We start from the raw sequence: 25,534 nt of genomic DNA on the forward strand, positions 1-25,534 counted from the left end.
TCAGCTCCACAGTGTCTCGAGCGTGATCCGGGCCTCGAGCTCGAGCAGGTGACGCTTGAGCGGGATCCCGCCGCCGAAGCCGACCATCTTCCCGCCCGCCCCCACGACCCGGTGGCAGGGCACGACGACCGCGATCGGGTTGCGGTTGCAGGCGACGCCGACGGCTCGGGCGGCGCCCGGATCGCCGACGGTCTTCGCGACCTCGCCGTACGTCTGCATCTCGCCGTACGGGATCCGGCGCAGCTGGGCCCAGACGGCGCGCTCGAAGTCGGAGCCGCCGCGGACCGAGAGCGGCACGGTGAACTCCTGGAGCTCGCCGGCGAAGTACGCCTTGAGCTGTTCCTGGGTCTCGGTCAGCAGTGGGTCGGGCTCGAGGTGCTGGTCGACGCGGCCGAAGTGCAGCCGGCACAGCCCGGTCTCGTCCACGGCCAGCGAGAGGTCGCCGATGGGAGAGTCGATGACGGACCAGCGCATGGCTCCATCCTGCCGTCCGCGACCGACAGTTTCCGGCGGTTTCGCGACATCGACCACCGGGCGACACCTCCGCGGTAACAACCAGTAGTCCTCGCCTGGTCACAGGGTGTTGTGCTATTTGTGACACATGCCGACCCAGCCGCCGCTGGACCGCTGGTTCAGCTCCGAGCGGGCGATGGGCCTGGCCGCGTCGATCCTGATCGGGGTCGTCACCGTGTCCACCTGGGCGACCGCGTGGTCGGACTGGTACTCGTACCAGACGGTCCGGGACCACGCCGACGACCCGGACCGGCTGGCCGAGGCCGACCTGATCTCCGGCTCGCTCGGCATCGTCGCCGCACTGGCGCTGCTCGCGGCCGCGGCGGTCTTCATCGTGTGGCTGTGGCGGGTCCGGTGGAACGCGGAGATGTTCTGCCGCGGCGAGCACCGGTTCACCCGCGGGTGGGTGCTGGGCAGCTGGATTTGCCCGGTGGTGAACCTCTGGTACCCCAAGCAGGTGGTCGACGACATCGTCGCCGCCAGCGACCCGCGGACGCCGCCGCAGGCCGCGACCCTGCAGGACATCCCGGGCACGCGGCTGGTCTGGGCCTGGTGGCTGACCTGGGTCGCCGGCCTGGTGTCGGGGAACGTCGTACAACGCGGGATCCTGGTCGCGGCGACCGAGCCGGACCAACTGCGGACGAACGTCGTCCTGTCGACGATCTCGGCGTTGTTCACCACCGCGGCCGCGGTGCTCGCGGTGATCCTGATCGGGCGGATCGACGAGCTGCAGACCAAACGGGCCTGGGTCCCGTGGTGGGCGGTCGGGCCGTCGCCGACCGGATTCCAACCTCCTGCGCGGTAAAGCACACCGTCACGCACCGTCGAATTCGTCGTTACAAGAGGTGATGGGCGTACGAAAAGAACACGTTAAGTCGACACCCTCCGTGCTGGACCCGACTCCACACGGGTACTTACTTCGTGGTATCAATGTGGCTCGGTCATGCGGGGGCAGGATTTGGCCGAAACGCCGAACAGACGGAGTTCCAGCAACGCGAGGGACGCGAGACGTGAGCCACCCGCAGCCAACATTGTCTGCTGTCCAGGACCATGACGAAGAGTGGCAGCCACACGCAGCTGAGGAGTTCCAGCAGGTCGGGACGATCGGGAAGATCGCCATCGGGCTGCTCGGAGCGTCGACCCTCACCCATCTGCTGTCCACCTGGTCCGACTGGAACACCTACGGGGTGGTCAACCAGTTCCTCCGCGGCGGCCTCGACGTCGACGTCGACGCCGCGGATCTGAACCGCGCCGACGCGATCGCCAAGATCACCGCCGTCCCGAACGTCGTCATCTCCGTCGCCGCGGCCGTCGTCTTCGTGATCTGGCTCTGGCGGGCCCGGGTCAACTCCGAGGTCTTCTGCCAGGCCGACCATCGCCGCAGCCATGGCTGGGTCCTCGCCAGTTGGTTCTGCCCCGGACCCAATCTCTGGTACCCCAAGCAGATCGTCGACGACGTCTGGCTCGCCAGCGATCCGAAGACCCCGGTGTACACCGACGACCTGCGCCGATTCAGGACCCCCGCCCTCACGACTGTGTGGTGGGTGACCTGGATCGGCGCTCTCGCGTTCGACGTGGTCGTCCGCCGGTTCCTGATGTGGATGGAGGCGACCGTCGGGTCGCTGCGCGGGATAGCGCTCGCGGGGACGGCGTCCCTGCTGCTGACCGCGGTCTCGGCGGTCGCCGCGACGCTGGTGATCCGCAAGATCAATCACATGCAGACCAGCCGCGAGTGGGTCCCGTGGTGGGACCAGCGCGAGCCGAAGCTGACCGCGGTCCCGACGTACGCGAACGACGACACCGACGAGCAGCCGGCGATCAACGAGCCGATCGCCGCGGCGCCCGCGCTGCGGCTCGAGCGTCAGCCCGAGCTGCAGTTGGCCGGTGGCGGTCCGGCGCCGGCGGCGAGCCCGTTCGCTCCGGCGCCCGCCGCGGCCCCGGCCCCTGGTTTTCCGGGCGACGGCGCCGCCGCCGGTGCGTTCCCCGGCGGCGGCAGTCCGTTCGGTGCGCCCGCGGCCTTCGGTGGCGACCGCCCGTTCGGCGGCGACGACCGGTCCTTCGGAAACGACCGGCCCTTCGGTGACGACCGGTCCCTCGGTGGGGATCGAGCCTTCGGTGACGACCGGTCCCTTGGTGGAGATCGGCCCTTCGGTGGGGATCGGGCCTTCGGTGGGGAGCGGCCGGCCTTCGGGGAGGTGCCGCCGGCGTTCGGCGGGGACGCTCCGGTCGAGGAAGCGCCGAAGTGGAGCCCGTTCGCGCCGGTCGTGCAGAGCTGGCAGGACGACGACAGCGGTCCGTCGACCGAGCAGTTCGACGCCGTCGCCTCCTGGCAGGACGAGAAGCCGGCGGCCTGGCAGGACGAGAAGCCGGCGACCGAGGAGCCGGCGTACGAGAAGACCACCTGGAGCGACTACCTCAGCTCCGCGAACGACGACCCGCTGTCGACCACGACCGTGACCGCGAGCAGCTACCTGGACGAGACGCCGCCGCTGACCGTCGTAGAGCCCGAGCCGTACTCCTACCAGCCGTCCCAGTACCAGCAATCGGAGTACCAGCAGTCGGAGTATCAACAGTCCGCGTACCAGCCGTCCGGCTACGAGCCGTCCGGCTACCAGCCGGCCGCGTCGCAGCCCGCCGTCTCGCAGCCCGCCGTCTCGCAGCCCGCGGCCGAGGCGCCGTCCTGGACCGGCAGCTACTCCGAGAGCTACTCGTCCGAGGGCTACTCGTCCGGGAGCTACTCGTCCGAGACCTCGGACTACCTCACCTCCCCGTCCGCCCCGGCGGAGGTCGAGCCCGCACCCGAGCCTGAGCCCGCGCCAGTTGCGCGCGCCGGCCGCCGGGCCGCTCGGGTCGCGGTCGACAGCCCGTCGGCGATCCAGCCGGAGAGCTCGTCGCACGAGGTGTACGCGCCGTCGGAGCACACCCAGCCGTCGTCGCACGTGTCGGCGGGCTCCGGCTACTACGAGCCGGCCCCGGCCGTCGCCCAGCAGGACGACTTCCTCACCCCGTCGAAGCCGCTCCCGCCGGTCCCGTCGTACGGTCCCGAGCCGTCGTACCCCGAGAGCAGCTACCCGGCGGAGCCGACCTACAGCTCGTACGTCGACTCGTCGTACCAGTCGACGTACGACGCCGGCCCGGAGTACACGTCGTACGGGCAGTCGGACTACTCGAGCAGCAGCAACTACGAGGCCGGCTCCACGGACTACGGCTACTCGTCGTCCTCGGACTACTCGGGCAGCTACGAGCCGCAGACGTCGTACGACTCCTACAGTTCGACGTCGTACAGCGGCTCGGAGTACAGCGGCGTGCAGCCGTCGTACGACAGCTACAGCCAGGAGTACTCGGCCGACTCGTACGGCGGCTCGTCGTCGGCAGCCTCCTCCTCGGACTACGGCTACTACTCGCCGGAGGAGCAGCAGCAGCCCGAGTACCAGCAGCAGTCGCCGTACAGCTACGAGCAGCAGACGCCGGAGCAGGACGAGCAGACCAGCACCACTCCGCGCACGCACCCCCGCCGTCGGTGGGTCTGATCGGCTCCATGACGTTCGCCTTCTCCACGCTCGGCTGCCCCGGCGCGCCCCTCGACCACGTCCTGGAGCTTGCTAAAGGCAACGATATCACCGGATTGGAACTCCGGGCCGCGGACGACGAGTTCACCAACACCGGGCTGACGGCGGCGCAACGGCGTGAGCTGCGGGCCCGGATCGAGGACGCGGGCCTGGACATCCTCGCGATCAGCAGCTATGTCCGGCTGTGCGCGGTCGAGGACCAACCGCTGGCCGAGCACCTCGAGCTCGCCGCCGACCTCGGTGCTCGCGGCGTCCGCGTCTTCCCCGGTGACCCCGACCCGGACCCCGGTACGACGGACGGACCGAGCGCCGGCGAGATCCGCGCTCTCGACCGGGTCACGTCCGCGCCGACGGACTCCCGCATCCTGCTGGAGACCCACGACTCGCACTCGGCCGGCCGGAAGATGGCCGCGCTCTGCACGCTGCTCGACAGCGACGTGCCCGGGCACAATGTCAGGGTCATCTGGGACAGCGCGCACACCTGGAGCCACGGCGAGACCCCGGCCGAGGCGTTCGACCTGCTGAAGCCGTGGATCGAGTTCGTCCAGATCAAGGACACCGACTCCCGCCAGAGCTACCGCCCGGTCGCCGTCGGCACCGGCGACTACCCGATCCGGGAGCTGCTCGCGACCCTCAGCGGCACCGACTACCCGCTCTCCCTCGAGTGGGAGCTCAAGTGGCACCCCCAGCTCCCACCACTCGAGGAAACCCTGCCCGCCACGAAGGATTGGCTTACGGCAGCGGGCCGGTGAGGTAGCGGGTGAGGGTGGGGCCGATGGTCGTGACGATGGCCTCGTGCGAGAGAGCCGTGACCGGGCCGAGCTCGAGGATGTAGCGGCAGAGCGCCAGGCCGAGGGTTTGGGTGGCGACCAGACCGGCCCGCAGGACGGGTTCGTCGACGCCGAGGTCACGCAGTCTCGGGGCCAGTTGGGCGGCGAACAGCTGGCGCATCCGCGCGGCGGCGGACTCGTTGGTCACCGCCGCGCGCAGGAGCACCCGCAAGGTGTCGTCGTCCTCCCACCGCTCGAGGAAGTGGCCGATCAACGCCTGCCCGAGCTCGTCCCGCGGCAGCCCGGCCAGGTCGGGGAGCCGGAGATCGAACTCGGCGGCCGCGGCGAACAGTTTCTCCTTGCTGCCGTAGTACCGCATCACCATCGCCGGGTCGATCGCCGCGTCGGCCGCGATCGCCCGGATCGTCGCCCGCTCGTACCCGTCCGCCCCGAACCGCTCGCGGGCCGCCGCGAGGATCGCCGCCCGGGTCCGGTCCGACTTCCGTTCCGCCATACCGTGCAGCATATGCCAACACTTGTTGACTTCCGTTCCCGACCTGCCTACAGTAAAAGTCAACAAGCGTTGATAAATGACTAGGAGGGAGCGACGATGACTCCGCAGAGTGCAGAGGTCGTGGTGGTGGGAGCGGGCCCTGTGGGGCTGGCGGTCGCGGTCGAGTTGCGGCTGCACGGACATTCCGTGGTGGTGGTCGACAAGCAGGCCGAGGGTGCGAACACCTCGCGCGCCGCCGTCATCCACGCCCGGACCCTGGAGCTGCTCGAGCCGAGCGGCGTCAGCAAGCGGCTGGTCGACGAGGGGCTGAAGCTCGACGACTTCACCATCCGCGACGGTGATCGCCGCCTCGTGCCGGTCCGCTTCAGCGACCTGCCGACCGCCTACCCCTTCACGCTGATGCTGCCGCAGTCGCAGACCGAGCAGATCCTGCTCGAGCGGCTGCAGGAGCTCGGAGGCGCGGTCCTCCGCCCCTACGTCGCCGACGGAGTGACCCAGACCGCGGACGGTGCCGAGGTGACGCTGAACACCGGCGACGTGATCAAGGCGCAGTACGTCGTCGCCGCCGACGGCATGAACAGCACCATCCGCGATCTCGTCGGTCTGCAGATGCCAGGCGACACGTTGCAGCTCTCGTTCAGCCTGGTCGACATCCGGGCCGAGGGTTTGTCGGCGGACGAGATCTCGCTGTCGTTCTCGACCGCGGGACTGCTGGTGATCGCGCCGCTGCCGGATGGGTCGTTCCGGCTGGTCGCATCCGTGGACTCGGCGCCCGAGCACCCGGATCTCGCCTACGCGCAGCAGTTGATCACGGCCCGCGGCCCGCGGAAGAACTCGCCGAAGGTCACCGAAGTCGTCTGGGGCTCGCGATTCCGGATCCACGAGCGGGTGGCGGACAATTACCGAGCCGGCCGGGTGCTGCTGGCCGGCGATGCCGCCCACACCCACAGCCCGGCCGGTGGTCAGGGCATGAACCTTGGCCTCCGCGACGCGGTCGCCCTGGCCGACGCGCTGTCCGCGGCTCTGACCCTGGGCGACGAAGCAGGCCTGGACCTCTACGCCAGGAACAGCCGCGTCGAAGCCCTGCGGGTGATCGCGGTCGCTCACCGGCTGACCAGGTTGGCCAACCTGCCGCGACCGGTCCGACCGCTGCGGAACGCCGTACTCGGACTCGCCGGCAGGCTGGGGAGAACGCAGAACAACCTGGCGAAGCAACTGGCCGGCATTCCGGACCGCTGAGCGGACCAACCGGCCGGCAGACCGTCAGCCGGTCGTCGACTCCCGGATCTCCAGCGTGTACGGGACGCTGAGGTCGCGGCGTTCGGCGTCGGCGTTCCCGGAGATGCGCTCGAGCAGCAGGCCGACCGCGTTCTCGGCGAGCCACTCCTTGTCCGGGGAGATCGTGGTCAGCGAGGGCGAGTGGTAGCGACCGTCCTCGATGTCGTCGAAGCCGACCACGGCCACGTCGTCCGGCACCGACAGGCCGGCCTCGGCCAACGTGCGCAACGCCCCGAGAGCGAGCAGGTCGTTGAAGCAGAACACGGCGTCCGGCGGCTCGGGCAAGGCGAGCAACTCGCGCATCGAGGCCGCGCCGTCGGGCCGGTGATACCCGGTCCCGGCCAGCTCCAGGGCCGGATCGTGCGGCAGGCCCGCCGCCTTCAACGCCTTCCGATAGCCCTTCCGTCGTACGGCGCCCGTGCCCGCACCACCGCCGACGCCGATGGCCGCGATCCGGCGCCGGCCGATCGAGACCAGGTGGGTGGTCGCGTCGAACGACGCCTGCACCGAGTCCACCGCGACGTGGTCGAAGGTGCCGCCGGCCGGCCGTTCGCCCAGCAGGACCAGGGGTTTCGCCGTACCGGCGGTGCCGATCCGCGTCGGTGCGGTGGTGATCGGGGAGAAGATGATGCCGTCGATGAGTTGCCCGCGCATCCCGTCCAGGACCAGCTTCTCGGCCGCGGACTCGCCTTCGGTCTGGTCGATCAGCACGGTGATGCCGCGTTTCTTCGCGGCCCGGCTGACCGCGGCGCCGAGCTCGGCGAAGTACGGCGAGGCCATCTCCGGGATCGCGAGCGCGATGAAGTCCGACCGGCCCTTGCGCAGCGACCGCGCGCTGACGTTGGGCTTGTAGTCGAGCGCGGCGATCGCGGCCTCGACCTTCGCCCGGGTCTGGGAGGTGATGTGCGGGTAGTCGTTGATGACGTTCGACACCGTCTTCACCGACACGCCGGCCCGCGCCGCCACGTCACTCAGCCTGGTCGTCATCCCTACCTCCGTCTCACCCGGCCCGATCACCCGGCCGACGAGCCTGAGTGTGCCACGGCCGGCACGAAACAGAACTCGTTGCCTTCGGGATCGGACAGCACGGTCCAGTGCGGCAACTCCCGGGTGACCGACGCCCCGGCCTTGAGCAGCGACCGCAGGTCCTCGTCCTCACCGGTGACGTCGACATGGATCCGCCCCGGCGGCTTCAGCTCCTCGGCCGGAGTGATCCAGACGTGGAACCCGTCGCGGGTCCCGAGCAGGACCGACTCGTCCTCCTCCAGTGAGTGCGAGGCCAGTGCCTTGACGTCGTCCGGGTGCACCGGCAGCCCGGTGGCCAGGCTCCAGAACGGCGCGAGCAGGTACGGGTCGTGACAGTGGATGACCACGGACTGGATTCTCGGCATGTCCCTCAGTGTGCGGGCTACGAGCTCTTTACAGGTCAGGTCAATCGTTGTAGAAATCCAGGTTAAACGATGTAAAGACCGCAGGGAGGCTTCGTGGCGCGACTGGTGGTGGATCCTGCGTTCGTCGTCGGCGCGCTCGACCGACGGGTGTTCGGCTCGTTCGTCGAGCACATGGGACGCTGCGTGTACACGGGCATCTACGAGCCCGGGCACGCCACCGCGGACCCCGACGGCTTCCGCGAGGACGTGCTGGAGCTCGTCCGCGAGCTCGGCGTCACCACGATCCGCTACCCCGGCGGAAACTTCGTCTCGAACTACGACTGGGAGGACGGCGTCGGGCCGAAGGACCGGCGGCCGCGCCGGCTCGACCTGGCCTGGCGGGCGATCGAGCCGAACCAGTTCGGCACCGACGAGTTCGTCGACTGGTCGCGCAAGGCCGGCGTCGAGCCGATCTGGGCGGTCAACCTCGGCACCCGCGGGATCAAGGAAGCGGTCGAGCTGCTCGAGTACTGCAACCTCCCGGCCGGCACCGAGCTGCCCGACCGCCGGGTCGCGAACGGTCACGAGCTGCCGCACGGCATCCGGGTCTGGTGCCTCGGCAACGAGATGGACGGGCCCTGGCAGATCGGTCACAAGACCGCCGAGGAGTACGCCCGGCTGGCCGAGGAGACCGCGAACGCGATGCGCCGCGTCGACCCCGGCCTCGAGCTGGTCGCCTGCGGCTCGAGCAACGCCGGCATGCCGACGTTCGGCGAGTGGGAGCGGGTGGTCCTCGAGCGCACCTACGACCTGGTCGACCACATCAGCCTGCACGCGTACTACGAGCCGAAGGACGGCGACCAGACGAGCTTCCTGGCCGCGTCCGAGGAGATGGACCGGATGATCTCCGCCGTGGTCGCGACCGCAGACCACGTGAAGGCGCTCAAGCGCAGCGACAAGGAGCTGACGCTGTCGTTCGACGAGTGGAACGTCTGGTACCAGCAGCGCTTCCCCGGTGAGCTCGGCCTGGACATCCGCGAGGTCGGCCCGCTGATCGAGGACACCTACACCGTCGACGACGCGGTGGTGGTCGGCAGCCTGCTGATCACCCTGCTCCGGCACGCCGACCGGGTGAAGATCGCTTGCCTCGCGCAACTGGTCAACGTGATCGGCCCGATCCGCACCGAACCGGACGGCCGCGCCTGGCGGCAGACCATCTTCCACCCGTTCGCGCTGACCGCGCGGTACGCCGGTCCGATGGTGCTGCGGACCGTGGTCAGTGGCGGTCCGGACATCGACACGGCCGCGTTCGGCCGCGTCCCGGCGCTGTGGAGCACGGCGACGTACGACGAGAAGACCGGGGAGACCGCGATCTTCGTGGTGAACCGGAGTGAGACCGACAAGGTCGACCTCGAGATCCCGGTGGCCGGCGGCCTCCGGGTGGTCGAGCACCTCGCCTTGTACGACGACGATCGGACCGCGGTGAACACCGCGGACGATCCCGACCGGGTGGTGCCCCGGTCCGTCGACGGCACCGAGGTCGTCGACGGGATCTGTACCGCCACGTTGCCCCCGGCGTCGTGGCATCTACTGCGGCTGTCCCTGTAAAGAGGGGCCTCTCCCCTGGAGGAACATCGTGAACACCATCAGCCGGCGCCTCGTCCTCGGCGGTATCGGCGCAGCCGGCGCGGCCGGCCTCCTGGCCGGGTGCGGCGAAGGATCGGCCGGGAAGCCCGGCGCCGGACCCGCGGCCGGAGACGGCGGCGCCAAGGGGTACGACGGCCCGAACGTCGAGCTCGACTTCTGGAACGGCTTCACCGGCGGTGACGGCCCGTTCATGCGCAAACTGGTCGACCAGTTCAACTCCGAGAACGCCAACATCAAGGTCAAGATGACCGTGATGCAGTGGGCGGACTACTACACCAAGCTGCCCACCGCGGTCAGCAGCGGCCGCGGTCCCGCGGTCGCGATCATGCACGTGGACTCGCTGGCCACCAACGCCGCCCGGAACGTGATCGAGCCGCTGGACGACGTCGCGACGGCGCTCGAGCTCAAGCAGGAGGACTTCTCCGAGGTCGTCTGGAAGGCCGGCGAGTTCAACGGCAAGCGGTACGGCATCCCGCTCGACGTCCACCCGCTGGGCTTCTTCTACAACAAGACCGTGATGAGCCAGGCCGGGCTCGACCCGGAGAAGCCGCCGACGAACGCGGACGAGTACGCCGCCGCCCTCGACGCGCTGAAGGGCAAGGGGATCCAGGGCCACTGGGCGACGCCGTTCCCGTTCACCGGCGTCCTCACCGTGCAGGCGCTGCTCTGGCAGTTCGGCGGCAACCTCTTCAACGACGACTCGTCGAAGGCGACCTGGCACGAGGACGGCGGGGTGAAGGCGCTGACCTGGTTCTCCGACCTGGTGAAGAACGGGCACAGCCCGAAGAACGTCGGCCAGGACGCGGACAACATCGCCGTGATGAACGGCAAGAACGCGTTCGTCTGGAACGGCATCTGGAACATCAACACGTTCCGGGAGAAGAAGGGCCTGGAGTGGGGCGTGGCCCCGCTGCCGAACATCGGCGGCACCGAGGCCGCCTGGGCCGGCTCGCACCAGTTCGTGCTGCCGAAGCTGAAGACCGCGGACGCGAACAAGTCGACCGCGGCCCGGGTGTTCGTCAACTACGTCAGCCAGAAGTCGCTCGAGTGGGCCAAGGGCGGGCAGGTCCCGGCCCGCAAGCAGGTCCGCGAGTCGGCCGAGTTCAAGGCCCTGCCGGAGCAGGCGGCGCTGGCGGCCCAGATCGACTACCTGCGCTTCCCGCCGTCGGTGCCGGGGATCGGCGACGCCATGAACGAGCTGAACAAGGCCGTCAACGAGGCCGTGCTGCAGAAGGCCGAGCCGGCCAAGGCCCTCTCGGACGCTGCCGCGCGGGCGGACAAGATCCTCGAGGCCAACCGCAAGAAGTACGGCGCGTAGTCGTGGTCGTCCAGGCCGACGCGGGTGCGATCCGCAGACGTCGCACCCGCGCGTCGACCGAGGTCCGCGGGTACGGCCGCGCGACGCCGTACCTGTTCCTCGCGCCGTACCTGCTGCTGTTCCTGCTGTTCGTGGTCGGGCCCGCGTTCTTCGGGTTCTGGATGAGCCTGCACGACTGGGACTTCCAGCTGCCCGGGAAGCCGTTCGTCGGTCTGCAGAACTACAAGGACCTGTTCGACCCGCTGTCGGCGACGGCCGAGCCGTTCTGGCACAGCATGCGAGCGACCGGGATCTTCACGGTCGCGTCGGTGCCGTTCCTGGTGGCGGTGCCGCTGGCGCTCGCCGTGCTGCTGAACCGGAAGTTCCCGGGCCGGACGTTCTTCCGGGCCGTGTACTTCGCGCCGTTCGTCCTCGGCGTCGCGGTGATCGGACTGATGTTCCGCTACATCCTGGACACCAGCTTCGGGCTGCTGAACGCGTTCCTCGGGCTGTTCGGCGTACCGGACATCGGGTGGACGAACGACCAGCCGTACGCGTTCATCTCGCTGGTCGCGGTGACCGTGTGGTGGACCGCCGGCTTCAACGCGATCATCTTCCTCGCCGGTCTGCAGGACATTCCGCAGGAGCAGTACGAGGCGGCCGAGCTGGACGGCGCGAACAGCTGGCAGCAGTTCCGCAACGTGACGCTGCCGGGGCTGCGGCCGGTCACGGTCTTCATCATCACGATCACCGTGCTCGCCAGCGCCAACATGTTCGGCCAGTCCGTGCTGATCACCCAGGGCGGTCCGGGTGACACCACCACGACCGCGCTGATGGTGATCACCGACACCGGGTTCGGTCAGTTCCGGATGGGACAGGCGACCGCGATGAGCTACCTGCTCGCGTTGTGCCTGGCGATCATCTCCGTGCTCAACTTCGTCCTGCTGAGGGAGCGCAAGTCGTGAGGCGCCGACCGTCCGCCGCCTTCTGGATCCTGGTGGTCCTGCTGGCGGTCCTCGTCATCCTTCCGCTGCTGTGGATGGTGATCACCTCGTTCAAGACGATCGGTGAGTCGCAGTCCGACCCGCCGACCCTGCTCCCCCAGGAGCCGACCGGCCGGGCGTACGGCGAGATCCTCACCACCGGCGGTCAGAACCCGGTGCTGCGCTGGGCGCTCAACAGCTTCGCCGCGGCCGCGCTGCACGCGTTGCTGGTGGTGACGGTGGCGTCGATGGCCGGCTACGCGCTGGCCCGGATGAACTTCCGGTTCAAGAACGCGATCTTCAGCGTGATCCTGCTGACGCTGTTCGTGCCCGGCTTCGTGTTCCTGATGCCGAACTACCTGCTGATGGACAACCTGGGCTGGCTGGACACGCTGGCCGCGCTCGTCGTACCCGGCGCTGCCGGTGCCTTCGGGGTGTTCTTCATGCGGCAGTTCTTCCTGGCGATCCCGAAGGAACTCGAAGAGGTCGCGCTGATCGACGGCGCGAACTCGTGGATCATCTTCACCCGGATCATCCTGCCGAATGCCAAGCCGGCGCTGGCCACGCTGACCGTGCTGTCGTTCCTGTCGAACTGGAACGACTTCATCTGGCCGCTGTTCGTGCTGTTCAGCCCGGAGCGGCTGACCCTGCCGGCCGGCCTGACCCTCTTGCAGGGCGCCTACACCACGGACTACCCGGTGATCATGGCCGGCGCGACCGTGGCCGCCGTACCCGTGCTGATCCTCTACGTCTTCGTCCAGCGGTACGTGATCGAAGGTGTCGCGCGTAGCGGCATCAAAGGTTGACCCACCGAATCAGAAGGGACCCGCCTGTGCCTTCCACGAGACGATTGCTGGCCGCAGCGTTTGCTGTGGCCACCGTGGCCGCCGGTACGTCTGCTGCCACCGCCGCACCACCAGCCGGCCCGACCACGACCAACGCCATCTCGTCGAGCTTCGCCGACACGTTCGCCGATCCGGCGGTCATCCAGGGCCGCGACGGCTACTGGTACGCGTACGCCACTTCCGACCCGCTGGTCTCCGGCGGTCCGTTCGGGCTGATGCACATGGCCCGGACGAAGGACTTCAGCTCCTGGGAGTACCTCGGCACGGTCTTCGACGACCAGACCAAACCCACCTGGGCGGCGCCCGGGTCGTTCTTCTGGGCGCCCGACATCCGGTACTTCGACGGCAAGTACGTCATGTACTTCACCGTCACCGACACCGCGGCCAACCCCGGTGGCGATCCCGCGATCGGCGTGGCCACCGCCCCGACCCCGGCGGGCCCCTGGACCGCCACGAGCGGCCCGGTCGTCACCCCGAAGCCGGACGGCAACGGCGGCTACTTCGGCACCATCGACCCGGCGCTGCTGACCGCGGCCGACGGCAAGCGGTACCTGTACTACGGCGGCTTCTACGGCGGCATCTCCGTCACCGAGCTCAGCCCCGACGGTCTGCAGGCGGTCGGCGAGCCGACGCAGGTGACGATCGGCGACCGGTACGAAGGCTCGTACGTCGTCTACCGCGACGGCTGGTACTACCTGATGGCCTCGTCGATGAACTGCTGCGCCGGACCGACCACCGGGTACTCGGTCTTCGCCGGCCGCTCGCGGTCGCCGAAGGGCCCGTTCCTGGACAAGGACGGCGCGTCGATGCTCGTGTCCCGCGTCGGCGGGACGACGGTCATCACGCAGAACGGCAACAAGTGGATCGGCCCGGGCCACCACGCGTTCATGACGGACGCGGCCGGCCAGGACCACATCGTCTACCACGCGATCGACCGCGGCACGCCCTGGCTGACCGAGCCGTTCGGGATCAACCGGCGGCCGATGCTGATCGACCGGATCGACTGGATCGACGGCTGGCCGCGGACCCGCGCCGGTCTCGGCCCGTCCGAGGGCCCGGTACCGGCCCCGACGACCGGGTCGGGGTCGGGCATCTCGGCGACCGACCCGGCCGGTGGCCTGTACGGAGCTTCCCGTCGGCCCGGCGACGCCCTCGGCGGTCCGACGGCCGCGATCTCGGGCCTCGCGCAGACCCGTCGCGCGGCTCCGGGCGGTTCGCTCCGCGTGGAGGCTGACGTCCGGCTGGGGTCGTCGTTCACCACCGTGCTCGGCGGTACGGCGGTCGTCGCGTCCGTGTCGTCGTCCAGGATCACCGTTGTCGCCGGTCGCCGTACCGCGTCGGCACCGTTGCCCGCGGGCTTCGACCGGTCGGACTGGAACAAGCTGAGCGTCCAGGTGTCCGGTTCGACCGTGACGGCGCGGCTCTCCGACGCCGGGCTGGGTGACCTGTACGCCGAGGCGCGGCTCGTCGTACCCGGGTTGAAGGTGAAGTCGGCGCCGGTGCGGTGGGTCGGGTCGGCCGAGGTGGACAACCTGACGGTCCGGCCGGTGGCGGCTCCGGTCCGGCGGATGGCCGACGTACCGCGGACCGGGAAGTTGCTCACGGGTGACGAGTTCAACGGTCCGCTGGACGCCGACTGGTCGTGGGTGCGGCCCGACGCGAAGGCGGTCGTTGCTGACGGCAAGTTGTCCTGGCCGTTGCAGAACGCGGACCTGGTCGGTGGCGGGAACAACGCCGGTCTGTTGTTCCACCGGACGCCGTCCACGTCCAGCTGGATCGCGGAGACGAAGCTCCACCTCGACCTCGGCGAGGGCGACATCCGCAACTACCAGCAGGCCGGGATGATCGCGTACCTGAACGACAGCGACTTCGCCCGCCTCGGGAACGTGGCGATCTGGCGGACCCGGCAGACCGAGTACGGGCGTGAGCTCGTGGCACGGCCGTCGGACGGCGCGACGTCGTACGGCGGGGCCGCGATCGGGCGATCGGCGCCGACGCTGTGGATGCGGCTCGCGTACCACGAGAACGCTGCCGGCGAGCACGTGTACCGCGCCGGCACGTCGGTGGACGGGAAGAACTGGACCTGGGGCGCGGCGTGGGTGCTGCCTGCTCCGGCCCGGCTCGGGCTGTACGCACACGGTGAGTTCACCGGAGCCGCCGTACCGCCGGTAGCGACGTTCGAGTACCTGCGGTTCTACGAGAGCAAGTGAGATGAGACGCCGGCTGGGGTTGTTGCTGCTGCTCGTGATGGGCTTGGGTGGTTGCAGCGACCCCGGCCGTGCGTCCTCGGAAGGAGCGTCCCCGATGGGGTTCACCAACCCGGTCTACGACCAGAACTTCGCCGACCCGCAGGTGATTGCCGTCGACAACGGTTTCGTCGCCTTCGCGACCAACGGTTCGCTCGGCAACGTGCAGACGCTGAAGTCCGGCGACCTGGTCTCGTGGGAGCAGGTGGGCGATGCGTTGCCGTCGCTGCCGCCGTGGACCACGCCGGGCAAGGTGTGGGCGCCGGAGGTCGCCGTACACGCTGCTGATCGATACGTCATGTACTACACCACCTCCGACGACGCGTCCGGGCGACAGTGCATCGGGGTCGCGGTCGCTTCCTCGGCAGCGGGTCCATATGTCGACAAATCGTCCAAGCCGTTGATCTGTCAGGTGGACGAGGGTGGGTCGATCGACGCGTCGCCGTTCCAGGACTCGTCGGGGAAGCGCTGGCTGTACTGGAAGAACGACGGCAACGCGATCGGGGTCGACACCTGGATCTACGTCTCGGAGCTGTCGCCCGACGGACTGCGGTTGGTCGGGCCGACGCGCCGGCTGATCAAGCAGGACCTCGACTGGGAGGGTCAGCTGGTCGAGGCGCCGTACATGGTGGAGCGGGAGGGGAAGTTCCACCTGTTCTACTCGGCGAACGCCTACGACAAGGAGACGTACGCCGTCGGCCACGCGGTGTGCGACTCCCCAACCGGCCCGTGCACCAAGTCCGGCGATCCCATTCTCGTGACGAACGACGTCGCCGCGGGGCCGGGTCACAACATGGTGCTGGAGAAGGACGGCCGCTACTGGTTCGTCTACCACGCCTGGGACCCGTCCGCGGTCGGCGTAGACCCACCCGGCCGCTCCATGTGGCTCTCAGAACTCACGTGGAACGGAGACGTCCCCACCGTCCAACCGCCGCTCAAGGACAACCCCAACAAACCGTAGACAGCGCACGCAGCAGACAGCCCACGCGGCGACTACGTTCGCTCCTGCGTCGCTCCTCGCGCCGCTCCCACCCGCCCGGTCTTCGTGCGCGTGCTATCGCCCGCTTCGTCGAGAACGCTGTGATCTCGCCCGACCCGCGGTGACTCGACGGACCGCGGGCGCCGTGCGGGCTCGGCGTACTGCGGATAGACGGGCGAGGTGGTTGGGAGTCGGCCAGGCGGTTGTCTCTCGGCTCGAGCGGCGGAACGACATGCTGCTGTCGACGCTGGCGGATTATCGCCACGCGACCGGGGCGGAGCACCCGCGCATCGTGGCGGTCCTCAATGGCATCGAGGTGGAGCTGGACCTCGACCAGTTCCGCGACCCCCACTCGGCGTAGCAGAACCGTCGGCCGCTGTCCCTTGCTGTTCTCCGCTCGGAGGCGCTGAATGAAGGGGGAGTTAGGGGGCAGGGGAATGTTGCGGTCGAGTTTGGTTTGTGGCGGGGTTGCGGTGGTTCTGGCGGTGGCGGGGTTGGCGCCGTCGGGGAATGCGGTCGTGGAAGAAGCGTCGCTCGCGTGCAGCATGCATGTGGGGACTGTTACCGCGGGAGGGGATCACACCAACCATCTCGTGACGGCGGGTTCGCCGCCGACGATGACGGTGGTTCTCAATCGGACGGCGAGCGCTGTCTACGCACCGGGGCAGGTACGGCTCAGCAGCACCTTCGTGGCGGAGCCGGACATCGCGGCGTCCTGGCACATCCGCGGGTGGGTGGTGCAGGGTGGCGCCTTGTACAGCAGCGGCTACGCCCTGATCAGCGGCATGCCGAGTGAGCCACGGGTGCTGACTCGGATCGGTGGTGGTTGGACCGATTTCAAGGCCCTGGAGGAGGCCGAGTTGCTTGAGATGCAGCATGGGCAGACTCTTCGGACGTCGGAGTATGGGTTGACCAACGACGGCAGGCTCTTCCGGTGGCAATTGATCGAGCATGTCTGGCGGCGATCAGGAGAAGCGGGTGGGTTTGCGTCGGTCAAGGCGATGGCTTTGATCAGCACGACGCGGGCCTATGACACGTTCCTGGTGAATACGCGGGGTGGGGCGCTCTATACCGTGCGGATTCCGACGGCGCTGCCTCTGCGGCCGGTCGTCAAGGTCGTACGGACGAAGACCTGGCAGGTGTTCGAGACGCTGCTTGCGGTGAAGTGTGGGCTGTCGGGGACGTTGCTGCTCGGGATCGACAAGGACACGCAGTCCGGTTATCTGTACGCCGTCGGGCACGCGAACGGACTGGCGACGGTCATCCAGGGGCTCGGGAAGGTTCAGGGGACGTTCCCTGATCCGGTCGACTTCAGATGGCGTTTCGTGTGGGACCCGCTCAACGGGGAGTGACGTAACTTTTTCGGCTTCGCGCGCATCTAGGTGGTTGAGCGAAGGGGCGGACCATGGTGCGACGGAGTTGGGCTGTTGCTGTGGTGGTTGTGCTGGGGGTTGTGGGGGGCAACGTGCCTGCGGGCGCGGTCGTGGAGGGAGCGGCCGCGAGTTGCAGGGTGGCGTTGGGGACGGTGACGGGTGACGGTGGGCATCGGGGGGCGGTGAGCTCGAATACGCCCGGGGGGACCGTTGCGGGGGTGTTCGAGCCGGGCAAGGTCCGGGTGGCGAGTGCGTTCACGGTGATTCCGAATGTTTCGGGTGGGGACATCTCGGGGTGGGTGTTGCAGGGCGACTCGTTGTACGAGCGGAAGTACTCGCTCACCACCGACGGCTGGATCAACCCGGACTGGCCGAACGACCTGCAGCCGGTCGGGCGGGGGTGGACGAACTTCACCACGTTCGAGGTCTCGCAGTACGGCGGGCGGACGACGGCGTACGGGCTGCGGAACGACGGCGTGTTGTTCCGGTGGAACGCGGCGACGTGGAGTCGCACCGGGTCCGCGCCGGGGTTCGCGTCGGTGAAGGCGATGGCGTTGATCAGCAAGACCCCGACGTACGACACGTTCCTGGCGAACACGCGCGGCGGGGCGCTCTACACCATCCGCATCCCGACCGCGGCGCCGATGAAGCCGGTCGTGACGCCGGTGCGGACGAGGACCTGGCAGGGGTTCGAGACGCTGGTCGCGAGCAAGTGCGGCAACTACGGCACCGTGCTGCTCGGGATCGACAAGGACACCGGGTCGGCCTACCAGTACGCCGTCGGGCACGCCAACGGGACGGCAACGGTCATCAACGGCCTCGGCAAGGTCGACGGCACGTTCGACGATCCCGTCTACCACCGGTGGGCGACAGGGCCGGATCCGCTCAACGGGGATTGAGGCGGTTCAGGACGGTGGTCAGGATGGTCAGGGCTTTGTGGAGGTCGGGGGTTGAGGGGGTGGCGTAGCCGATGACCAGGCCGGGTGGGCCGGAGGTTGTACGGCGGTACTCGGACAGCGGGGCGATGACGACGCCGGCGTCGCGCGCGGCCGCGGCTACCTCGCGGTCGTCGACGTACTCCGGTAGGAGCAACGTGATGTGCAGGCCCGCGTCCTGTCCGATGACCTGTCCGTACGGCGCCAGCACGGTGCACGTGTGCAGTCGACGCTCGGCGTACAGGCGGCGGTTGCGGCGGATCACCTGGTCCAGGTAGCCGTCGCGGAGCATGGTGAGCAGGGCGGCCTGCATCGGCCAGCCGGGCCAGTCGCCCGAGTCACCGCGGAACGTGGCGAGGCGGTCGATCATGGTGTCGGCGGCGACCAGCCAGCCAAGGCGGAGCGACGGGCTGAGGGTCTTCGAGAGCGTGCCGAGGTGGACGACGCGGTCCAGGTCGAGTTGGGCGAGCGCGGGCAGCGGGGCGACGTCGTACCGGAACTCGCTGTCGTAGTCATCCTCGATCAGCATCGTCCCGGTACGCCGCGCCCACCGCACCAGCTCGTTGCGCCGGGCAACGGGGAGCCGGCCGCCGAGTGGGTACTGGTGTGACGGCGTGACGTAGACGGCCGCGCACTCGGTCAGAGACGAGACCTGGAGGCCGTCCTCGTCCACGGGTACGTCGATGATCTCGAGCCGATGGTCCCGCGCGGCGACGACCGCGTTGAGGTAGCCCGGGTCCTCGATCGCGATCCGTTCGCCCGGTGGCAGCGTGACCGAGAGCAGCAGCCGGAGGCCGTGGACGGTGCCGTTGGTGACGAGCACGTTCTCCGGGCCGCACGCGATCCCGCGGACGCGGCCGACGTGTTCGGCGAGCGCCTCCCGGAGGGCGGGCAGTCCGGCCGCGTCGTCGTACCCGCGCGGTGGCGACTGGGCGGACACCTCCCGCCAGGCGCGTCGCCAGCCGGGGTCGGGGGTCGGGCTGATGTACGGGATGCCAGGGCGGAGCGTGAGCAGGCCGGCGTCCTGGTCCGGTCGCGGCTCGCGCCGGCGTCGTACGGCGGGCTGCAGCGGCGCCACGTCTGTCACGAAGGTGCCGGCGCCGGTCCGGCCCTCGATCCAGCCCTCGGCGTGGAGCTGGTCGTACGCCGCCTGCGCGACGGACCGTGACACCGCGAGGTCCTTGGCCAGATCCCGCGTGGACGGGAGCCGGTGGCCGGCCTGGAGCCGGCCGTCGCGGATGGCCGCCCGGAACTGCTCGGCCAGCTGCAGGTGTAGCGGCGGACCGGCGGTACGGTCGAGGACCAGCGGCAGCGAGCTCTGCACGAATGGACTACCTGATTCGCTCGGGAATGGACCGTGCCAGCATGCCACCGATGCCCGCAACCTGGTCCCATGACCACCACGCCGACCGCCACTCCGCTCTCGCCGACTGACCGGACCTCGTTGCGGCGCTCGAAGGAACGGGCCGCCACCGACCGTCAGGTGCTGCACGACGTGCTCCTCGACGGCATGTTCTGCCACCTCGGCGTCGTCGTCGACGGCGCTCCGCTCGTGCTTCCCACGGCGTACGGCATCGACCTCGACCGCGGTCCCGACGGCACGCTCTACCTGCACGGATCGGTCGCCGCCCGCAGCGTGGTCGCGGCGCCCGAGCAGACGATCTGCGTGACCGTCACCCACACCGACGGTCTGGTCCTGGCCCGGTCGGCCTTCCACCACTCGGTCAACTACCGGTCCGCGGTGGTCTTCGGCGTACCGCGGCTGGTGACGGACCCGGACGAGAAGCTCCACGGCCTCAACCGGATCGTCGACCACCTGGTGCCCGGCCGGTCGACCGCGGTCCGTCCGCCCAACCGCAAGGAGCTCGCCAAGACCTCGGTCCTGGCGCTCGAGCTGACCGAGGCATCGGTCAAGACCCGCTCCGGGCCCGCCAACGACGAGGAGCAGGATCTCGACCTGCCCTACTGGACTGGCGTGATCCCGCTCCAGGTCTCGGCCGGCGAACCGCTCACCAACCCCGACTGCGACCTTCTCGTCCCCGCGCACGTCCGCACCCGCGCGAACCTGCTCGGCGCTCCTTCCTAGCAGCCCAGCCCGGACTCAGGCAGCCGTCCCCTTGTTGTAGTTCTTCTGCGCCCAGAAGTAGCCGACCACCGCGATCGCCAGGCACCAGGCCAGCGCGAGCCAGCCGTCGCCGTCGTCCATCGGCGTCCCGATCAGCAGGTGGCGCAGGGTGTCGATGATCGGGGTGAACGGCTGGTACTCGGCGAACCACCGGATACCACCCGGCATCGACTCCAGCGGGATGAACGTGTTGCTGAGGAAGGGCAGCAGCAGGCTGATCGGCAGGACGACGTTGCTCGCGCCCTCCGGGGTCTTGCTGGTCAGCCCGAGCGCGATCGCGAACCAGGTCAGCGCGACCGTCAGCACGATCAGCAGGCCGCTCGCCAGCAGCCATTCCCCGACCGACGCGTTCGGCCGGAAGCCAATCAGTACGGCGAACCCGACGACCAGCGCCAGGCTGACGATCGTCAGGATCACGTTGCCGAGCACGTGCCCGGTGAGAAAGGCCGGCCGGAAGATGGCCATCGTCCGGAACCGGGACACGATCCCCTCGGTCATGTCGGTGCAGGCGGCGACCGCGGGCGACATCGTCCCGGACGCGATCGACATCAGCAGGATGCCCGGGGTGAGGAAGTCGAGGTAGTCGAAGTCGCCCCCGCCGAGCCCGGCCGCGAACGTGTCGCCGAAGACCAGGCCGAACAGCAGGATCATGATCACCGGCATCCCGAGGGCGCCGAGCGACAGACCGGGGTAGCGCTGCGCGTGCCGCAGGTTGCGGCGCAGCATCGTGGCAGTGTCCTGAAGTGCGTAACTCATCTCGCGACCGCTTCCTTGTCGGCAGTGGGCTGACCGGTGACGGCGAAGAACACGTCGTCCAGGTCAGGGGTGTGGACAGTCAGTTCGTCGACGTCGAGCGAGGCGTCGTCGATGCGGGCCAGCAGCGCCTGCAGGGAGTGCACGCTGCCGTCGTTCGGCAGTTGCAGGACCAGCGACTCGTTGTCCGGTACGGCGGTCGGCAGCACCCGGCCCGCCAGCGCGAACTCCTCCGGTGACGTGAACCGCAGCCGGATGTGCCCGCCGGGGACGAGCCGCTTCAGCTCCTCCGGGGTGCCCTGGGCAACCAGCCGGCCATGGTCGAGTACGGCGATCCGGTCCGCGAGCTGATCCGCCTCCTCCAGGTACTGCGTGGTGAGGAAAACGGTCACGCCGTCGGCGACCAGTTGTCGGATCAGCTGCCACATGTTGTGCCGGCTCCGCGGGTCGAGGCCGGTGGTGGGCTCGTCCAGGAAGATGATCCGCGGGCGGCCGACCAGGGTCATCGCGAGGTCGAGCCGGCGCTGCATGCCGCCGGAGTACGTCGTGGCCAGCTTCGCGCCGGCCTCGACCAGGTCGAACTGCTCGAGCAGTTGGTCCGCCCGGCGGCGGCCTTCGCGGCGGCCGAGGTGGTGCAGGTCAGCCATCATGATCAGGTTCTCCCGGCCGGTGAGCAGACCGTCGACCGCGGAGAACTGGCCGGTGACGCCGATCGCGGCCCGGACCGCCTCCGGGTCCTGGTGCAGGTCGTGGCCGGCCACCCGGATCTCGCCGGCGTCGGCGGTGGTCAGCGTGGACAGGATGTGGACCGCGGTCGTCTTGCCGGCGCCGTTCGGGCCGAGCAGCGAGAAGATGGTGCCTTCGGCAACGGTCAGGTCGATGCCGGCGAGCACGACCTTGTCGCCGTACGACTTGTGCAGACCGCGCACGTCGATTGCTGGTGACATGAGGGTTCCTTGGGTGTTTTCGGGCAGGGTGAACCTGGCCCAGGTGGCCTGAAGGGTGTGGAGAGGAGAGATTTCGGGCGTACTGATCCAACCGAGCCGCTGTCAGCGGTCGGTGGTCAGTGCGACGGGGTCAGTAGGTGGTCAGATGTCGAGGTCCTCCACCGCGGGCTGTTCGGCGGCTTCCTCGACCAGCTCGTAGAGATCCTCGGGGATCAGTTCACGAAGCTCCTCGACCGTGTCGACCACGTGCAGCGTGGCCTCGCCCTGCGCCATGCTCCAGGACTGGTCGGTGCTCCAGTTGCCGACCCAGGATCGCCAGCCGGACAGGTACTGCTCGTCGTCGGCGCCCTGGATGAACTGGTTGCGGCGGTCGGCGTGCAGGACGAACTTCCCCGAGCGGCTGCGGTAGACCTTGAAGGCCTCGTACCCCGACTTGCTGGACCGGCCGCCCTCGGCGAGCAGTACGCCGGAGAACCGCTGCTTGCGGCCGGTCCCCCGGCCGACCCGCACGGTGATCTCGTCGTACCCCTCGAGCCGGCCTTCCTCCAGCTCGACGTACTTGCGCAGCGCGATCGAGATCGCCGAGGACAGGTTCCCGGCGAGCTCCTGCGCCTTCTTGTACAGCGGCAGGTCGTCGTCCGACACGTAGATCGTCTTGTTGGGCATCTCGTCTCCCCTCCTACGTAGAACTATACGTAGGAGGTGCGTAGATGTCTACATATATCTCTACGTAGACTCAGCTCGGCGAGTACAGCCAGGGCTGCTTGAGGTCGAAGAACGTCGGCGGCCCGGAGGCGAGCGCCTGCAACTCGTCCATCTGCGCCTTCAGCTCCGGCGGCGGGTTCTTCTTCTCGCCCTCGCGCGCGTCGGCCTCATTGGTGAAGTACATGGCCATCGTGTAGTCGCCGTCGTCGTACATGGCCGACACACTGCCGATCACATCGGGGCGGAAGTCCGCCCACAGCTCCGGGTCCTGGTCCATCAGCTCGCGGGCGCGCTCCGGATTGCTGCCCGAACCCTGCATGACCTGCACGAAGCCGGCCGCGTCGGGCTCACCCTGGATGTCGACGACGACGTCCTCGCTCTCGTGGAAGACCGCCTCGCCGTCGAACACCGACGAGAACTCGGTCCACCACGCGTCCTGCGCGGGCGACTCACTGTTTCGCCGGGCGTCGTCGGCGGACTCGAACCGGGCGAGCGCGATGAACCGCCCGTCCTCCGTCACACCCGCGGTCGTCCCCAGCCACCCGGTCGCCGCGGGCGCCAGCTCCGCCACCCACCGGTCGAGCGCGGCGTGCGCCCGCTCGGCATCCGTCACCTGTCCCTGAATGACCTGCACAAACATGGCGAGACCCTCCCCGTCTCTCAAGCCGCAGTCCGGCCCTTCGACGGTACGACGGTTCGCCGCTTACGTGAACGGTGTGGAAACTGCCCGGCTCAAACCTGGGTTATCCACAGATTTGGCCGACTGTGCGCTGGGGATCGTGGAGAAACCGGGGACAAGCTGGGGACAAGTCGGCGGAAAGCTGTGCACAGCTGGGGATACGGGTGTGGATAACTCCACGCCTGTGATTCCGCCCGGACTAGATCCACTGAGTGGAGACGACGAAGCCGACGGCGATCAGGCCCATGCCGATCAGCAGGTTCCAGTTGCCCAGGTCGTTCATCACCGGGATGTCCTGGCCGGCCACGTAGAAGACGACCAGCCAGGCGAGACCGAGCAGCCAGCAGGTCAGCATCAGCGGCGCCACCCAGACGCGGCTGGTGGTGCGCGGCTTCTTCGGCGTCTTCTCCGCCTTGACCTTGTCGGTCTTCTTCTTGTTGCGACTGCTCGACTCGGGCACGGCTGAACTCCTTGTAAGGACGCATAAGCTGAGCGCAGGGCTCAGGCCCGGACCGTCGTCGGGTCCGGTCCCGGGTTAGCGTAGTGCAGACAGCAACTCGGAGATCACTGGTGCGTAGGTTGAGGCGTATTTCGCTGTGGCGCGTGGGAGCGCCGCTGGCGCTGCTGTGCGCCGGCCTGCTGTTCGCGACCAGCGCCACCAACGCCCGTGGCACCGACCTGCGCCCTAGCCGCAACACTACGCTCGCCGGGCTGGTGGAGGAACAGAGCCGGCGCAGCGCGAGCCTGGTCCGCCAGCACGCGGCGCTGACCCAGGACATCGAGAAGCTGCAGGCGCAGCAGGGCTCGATCGACCCGAAGCTGTCCGACCAGCTCGAGAAGCTGTCCGAGCAGGTCGGGACGACGCCGGTCACCGGGCCCGGCCTGACCGTCACCCTGAAGGACGCGCCCCGCGAGGTGGTCAAGGAGAATCCGGACGTCGACGCCGACTGGCTGGTGATCCACCAGCAGGACATCCAGGCCGTGGTGAACGCGCTCTGGGTGGGCGGCGCGGACGCGATCTCGATCCAGAACCACCGGGTCATCTCCACTACCGGGATCAAGTGCGTCGGCAACTCGGTCGTCCTGCACGGCGTGCCGTACCTCCCGCCGTACAAGATCACCGCGATCGGGGACCGGCAGAAGCTGCAGAAGGCGCTGGACGACTCGCAGTACATCGACAACCTGCAGGACTACGTGGTCAAGTTCCAGCTCGGCTACGAGGTGAAGAACGAGTCGTCGATCGCGATGCCGGCGTACGAGGGCACGCTCGACCTGCAGAGCGCGACCGTCCCCGGTTTCGAGCAGACGCCGTCCGCGAGCCCCACCGCGGGACGCTAGCCCGGCCCGTTCACAACGCCTGTCACAATGGTCCGCATGCCGCGGATCCTTGTCGTCGACAACTACGACTCCTTCGTCTACAACCTGGTGCAGTACCTGCAGCAGCTGCAGGCCGAGACCACCGTGCTCCGCAACGACGAGGTCACCCCCGACCAGGTCACCGAGTACGACGGTGTGCTGCTCTCGCCCGGTCCCGGTACGCCGGAGGAGGCCGGGGCGTGCGTGGACATCATCAAGGAGACCGCCGGCCAGGTCCCGATCTTCGGCGTCTGCCTGGGCCTGCAGGCGATCGGCGTCGCGTACGGCGGCGTGGTCGGGCGGGCCGACGAGTTGCTGCACGGCAAGACGAGTCAGGTCTTCCACGAGGGCGCCGGCGTACTCGCCGGGCTGCCGTCGCCTTTCACCGCCACCCGGTACCACTCGCTCGCGATCGCGCAGGACACCGTCCCGGCCGAGCTGCAGGTGACCGCGCGGACCGAGGCGGGCGTGATCATGGCGGCCCGGCACCGCGACCTCCCGGTCGAGGGCGTCCAGTTCCACCCCGAGTCGGTGCTGACCGAGGGCGGCCACCGGATGCTCGCCAACTGGCTGGTGATGTGCGGCGACCCGGACGCGGTCGCCCGCTCGGCCGGCCTGGCCCCCGTCGTCAGCTGAGGACACGAAAAGGC

The 25,534-nt window shown here is 68.9% G+C and carries 26 protein-coding genes; 16 read left to right on the top strand and 10 right to left on the bottom strand.

The window, feature by feature from the left end; translation table 11 throughout:
• The gene (locus tag ACQPYZ_RS00205) at nucleotides 1-474 is read right to left on the bottom strand and encodes a methylated-DNA--[protein]-cysteine S-methyltransferase (RefSeq protein WP_433164003.1); all 474 of its coding nucleotides are present in this window, start codon (nucleotides 472-474) and stop codon (nucleotides 1-3) included.
• A gap of 127 nt (nucleotides 475-601) precedes the next feature.
• On the opposite strand from ACQPYZ_RS00205, the gene ACQPYZ_RS00210 reads away from it, so the two are divergent.
• The 3 genes from ACQPYZ_RS00210 to ACQPYZ_RS00220 all read left to right on the top strand — a co-directional run bounded on the left by ACQPYZ_RS00210 (nucleotide 602) and on the right by ACQPYZ_RS00220 (nucleotide 4,834).
• On the top strand, nucleotides 602-1,318 hold the full coding sequence (locus ACQPYZ_RS00210; RefSeq protein ID WP_433164005.1) for a DUF4328 domain-containing protein: 717 nt from the start codon (nucleotides 602-604) through the stop codon (nucleotides 1,316-1,318).
• A 205-nt stretch (nucleotides 1,319-1,523) separates the two neighbouring features.
• On the top strand, nucleotides 1,524-4,043 hold the full coding sequence (locus tag ACQPYZ_RS00215) for a DUF4328 domain-containing protein (RefSeq protein WP_433164007.1): 2,520 nt from the start codon (nucleotides 1,524-1,526) through the stop codon (nucleotides 4,041-4,043).
• Nucleotides 4,044-4,051: 8 nt separating this feature from the next.
• The gene (locus tag ACQPYZ_RS00220) at nucleotides 4,052-4,834 is read left to right on the top strand and encodes a sugar phosphate isomerase/epimerase family protein (protein ID WP_433164009.1); all 783 of its coding nucleotides are present in this window, start codon (nucleotides 4,052-4,054) and stop codon (nucleotides 4,832-4,834) included.
• On the opposite strand, the gene ACQPYZ_RS00225 is transcribed toward ACQPYZ_RS00220, so the two are convergent.
• Nucleotides 4,815-5,366 carry a TetR family transcriptional regulator gene (locus ACQPYZ_RS00225; RefSeq protein ID WP_433164011.1) on the bottom strand — a complete coding sequence of 184 codons (552 nt, stop codon included), beginning with the start codon at nucleotides 5,364-5,366 and terminating at the stop codon, nucleotides 4,815-4,817. The two genes, ACQPYZ_RS00220 and ACQPYZ_RS00225, sit on opposite strands and share 20 nt — an antisense overlap.
• Nucleotides 5,367-5,462: 96 nt before the next feature.
• Between ACQPYZ_RS00225 and ACQPYZ_RS00230 the strand changes: the two genes are divergently transcribed.
• Nucleotides 5,463-6,605 carry an FAD-dependent oxidoreductase gene (locus ACQPYZ_RS00230; RefSeq protein WP_433164013.1) on the top strand — a complete coding sequence of 381 codons (1,143 nt, stop codon included), beginning with the start codon at nucleotides 5,463-5,465 and terminating at the stop codon, nucleotides 6,603-6,605.
• 24 nt (nucleotides 6,606-6,629) lie between these two features.
• Here ACQPYZ_RS00230 and ACQPYZ_RS00235 read toward each other — a convergent pair whose 3' ends face one another.
• The gene (locus tag ACQPYZ_RS00235) at nucleotides 6,630-7,631 is read right to left on the bottom strand and encodes a LacI family DNA-binding transcriptional regulator (RefSeq protein WP_433164015.1); all 1,002 of its coding nucleotides are present in this window, start codon (nucleotides 7,629-7,631) and stop codon (nucleotides 6,630-6,632) included.
• A 26-nt stretch (nucleotides 7,632-7,657) separates the two neighbouring features.
• On the bottom strand, nucleotides 7,658-8,035 hold the full coding sequence (locus ACQPYZ_RS00240) for a VOC family protein (RefSeq protein WP_433164017.1): 378 nt from the start codon (nucleotides 8,033-8,035) through the stop codon (nucleotides 7,658-7,660).
• A gap of 93 nt (nucleotides 8,036-8,128) precedes the next feature.
• On the opposite strand from ACQPYZ_RS00240, the gene ACQPYZ_RS00245 reads away from it, so the two are divergent.
• The 9 genes from ACQPYZ_RS00245 (at nucleotide 8,129) to ACQPYZ_RS00285 (ending at nucleotide 18,283) form a co-directional block, all read left to right on the top strand.
• Nucleotides 8,129-9,622 carry an alpha-N-arabinofuranosidase gene (locus tag ACQPYZ_RS00245; protein WP_433164018.1) on the top strand — a complete coding sequence of 498 codons (1,494 nt, stop codon included), beginning with the start codon at nucleotides 8,129-8,131 and terminating at the stop codon, nucleotides 9,620-9,622.
• A gap of 28 nt (nucleotides 9,623-9,650) precedes the next feature.
• On the top strand, nucleotides 9,651-10,979 hold the full coding sequence (locus ACQPYZ_RS00250) for an ABC transporter substrate-binding protein (protein WP_433164020.1): 1,329 nt from the start codon (nucleotides 9,651-9,653) through the stop codon (nucleotides 10,977-10,979).
• A 2-nt stretch (nucleotides 10,980-10,981) separates the two neighbouring features.
• A complete protein-coding gene (locus ACQPYZ_RS00255; RefSeq protein WP_433164022.1) occupies nucleotides 10,982-11,923 on the top strand; it encodes a carbohydrate ABC transporter permease in 942 nt (313 codons plus the stop codon).
• Complete coding sequence (locus tag ACQPYZ_RS00260; protein WP_433164023.1) at nucleotides 11,920-12,747, top strand: carbohydrate ABC transporter permease; 828 nt, start codon at nucleotides 11,920-11,922, stop codon at nucleotides 12,745-12,747. Before ACQPYZ_RS00255 ends, ACQPYZ_RS00260 begins: the two co-directional genes overlap by 4 nt.
• Nucleotides 12,748-12,773: 26 nt before the next feature.
• Nucleotides 12,774-14,996 carry a family 43 glycosylhydrolase gene (locus ACQPYZ_RS00265; RefSeq protein ID WP_433164025.1) on the top strand — a complete coding sequence of 741 codons (2,223 nt, stop codon included), beginning with the start codon at nucleotides 12,774-12,776 and terminating at the stop codon, nucleotides 14,994-14,996.
• Between the two features lies 1 nt (nucleotide 14,997).
• A complete protein-coding gene (locus ACQPYZ_RS00270; protein WP_433164027.1) occupies nucleotides 14,998-15,993 on the top strand; it encodes a glycoside hydrolase family 43 protein in 996 nt (331 codons plus the stop codon).
• Nucleotides 15,994-16,243: 250 nt separating this feature from the next.
• Complete coding sequence (locus ACQPYZ_RS00275; protein WP_433164029.1) at nucleotides 16,244-16,372, top strand: hypothetical protein; 129 nt, start codon at nucleotides 16,244-16,246, stop codon at nucleotides 16,370-16,372.
• Nucleotides 16,373-16,529: 157 nt separating this feature from the next.
• Nucleotides 16,530-17,363 (top strand): hypothetical protein, encoded by an 834-nt coding sequence (locus ACQPYZ_RS00280; protein ID WP_433164030.1) that lies wholly within the window; start codon nucleotides 16,530-16,532, stop codon nucleotides 17,361-17,363.
• Nucleotides 17,364-17,602: 239 nt separating this feature from the next.
• The gene (locus ACQPYZ_RS00285; RefSeq protein ID WP_433164032.1) at nucleotides 17,603-18,283 is read left to right on the top strand and encodes a hypothetical protein; all 681 of its coding nucleotides are present in this window, start codon (nucleotides 17,603-17,605) and stop codon (nucleotides 18,281-18,283) included.
• Here ACQPYZ_RS00285 and ACQPYZ_RS00290 read toward each other — a convergent pair.
• Nucleotides 18,270-19,643, bottom strand: a complete 1,374-nt coding sequence (locus ACQPYZ_RS00290; RefSeq protein ID WP_433164034.1) for a PLP-dependent aminotransferase family protein — start codon at nucleotides 19,641-19,643, stop codon at nucleotides 18,270-18,272. The genes ACQPYZ_RS00285 and ACQPYZ_RS00290 overlap by 14 nt on opposite strands.
• Nucleotides 19,644-19,712: 69 nt before the next feature.
• Here ACQPYZ_RS00290 and ACQPYZ_RS00295 point away from each other — a divergent pair, with 69 nt between their 5' ends.
• On the top strand, nucleotides 19,713-20,405 hold the full coding sequence (locus ACQPYZ_RS00295) for a pyridoxamine 5'-phosphate oxidase family protein (protein WP_433164035.1): 693 nt from the start codon (nucleotides 19,713-19,715) through the stop codon (nucleotides 20,403-20,405).
• A 15-nt stretch (nucleotides 20,406-20,420) separates the two neighbouring features.
• On the opposite strand, the gene ACQPYZ_RS00300 is transcribed toward ACQPYZ_RS00295, so the two are convergent.
• The 5 genes from ACQPYZ_RS00300 to ACQPYZ_RS00320 form a co-directional block, all read right to left on the bottom strand.
• Nucleotides 20,421-21,200, bottom strand: a complete 780-nt coding sequence (locus ACQPYZ_RS00300) for an ABC transporter permease (RefSeq protein ID WP_433164037.1) — start codon at nucleotides 21,198-21,200, stop codon at nucleotides 20,421-20,423.
• Complete coding sequence (locus ACQPYZ_RS00305; protein WP_433164039.1) at nucleotides 21,197-22,144, bottom strand: ATP-binding cassette domain-containing protein; 948 nt, start codon at nucleotides 22,142-22,144, stop codon at nucleotides 21,197-21,199. Before ACQPYZ_RS00305 ends, ACQPYZ_RS00300 begins: the two co-directional genes overlap by 4 nt.
• 141 nt (nucleotides 22,145-22,285) lie before the next feature.
• Nucleotides 22,286-22,810: an EXLDI protein gene (locus tag ACQPYZ_RS00310; RefSeq protein WP_433164040.1), complete on the bottom strand. Its 525-nt coding sequence runs from the start codon at nucleotides 22,808-22,810 to the stop codon at nucleotides 22,286-22,288.
• Between the two features lie 70 nt (nucleotides 22,811-22,880).
• Nucleotides 22,881-23,489, bottom strand: a complete 609-nt coding sequence (locus ACQPYZ_RS00315; protein WP_433164041.1) for a hypothetical protein — start codon at nucleotides 23,487-23,489, stop codon at nucleotides 22,881-22,883.
• Nucleotides 23,490-23,727: 238 nt separating this feature from the next.
• Nucleotides 23,728-23,988 carry a cell division protein CrgA gene (locus ACQPYZ_RS00320; protein WP_393160651.1) on the bottom strand — a complete coding sequence of 87 codons (261 nt, stop codon included), beginning with the start codon at nucleotides 23,986-23,988 and terminating at the stop codon, nucleotides 23,728-23,730.
• Between the two features lie 143 nt (nucleotides 23,989-24,131).
• On the opposite strand from ACQPYZ_RS00320, the gene ACQPYZ_RS00325 reads away from it, so the two are divergent.
• The gene (locus tag ACQPYZ_RS00325; protein ID WP_433164042.1) at nucleotides 24,132-24,866 is read left to right on the top strand and encodes a DUF881 domain-containing protein; all 735 of its coding nucleotides are present in this window, start codon (nucleotides 24,132-24,134) and stop codon (nucleotides 24,864-24,866) included.
• A gap of 36 nt (nucleotides 24,867-24,902) precedes the next feature.
• Complete coding sequence (locus ACQPYZ_RS00330) at nucleotides 24,903-25,520, top strand: aminodeoxychorismate/anthranilate synthase component II (RefSeq protein ID WP_433164044.1); 618 nt, start codon at nucleotides 24,903-24,905, stop codon at nucleotides 25,518-25,520.
• Nucleotides 25,521-25,534 lie beyond the last annotated feature (14 nt).

Origin of the sequence: Kribbella sp. CA-247076 (genome assembly GCF_050942445.1) — a bacterium.
Lineage (GTDB): Bacteria > Actinomycetota > Actinomycetes > Propionibacteriales > Kribbellaceae > Kribbella.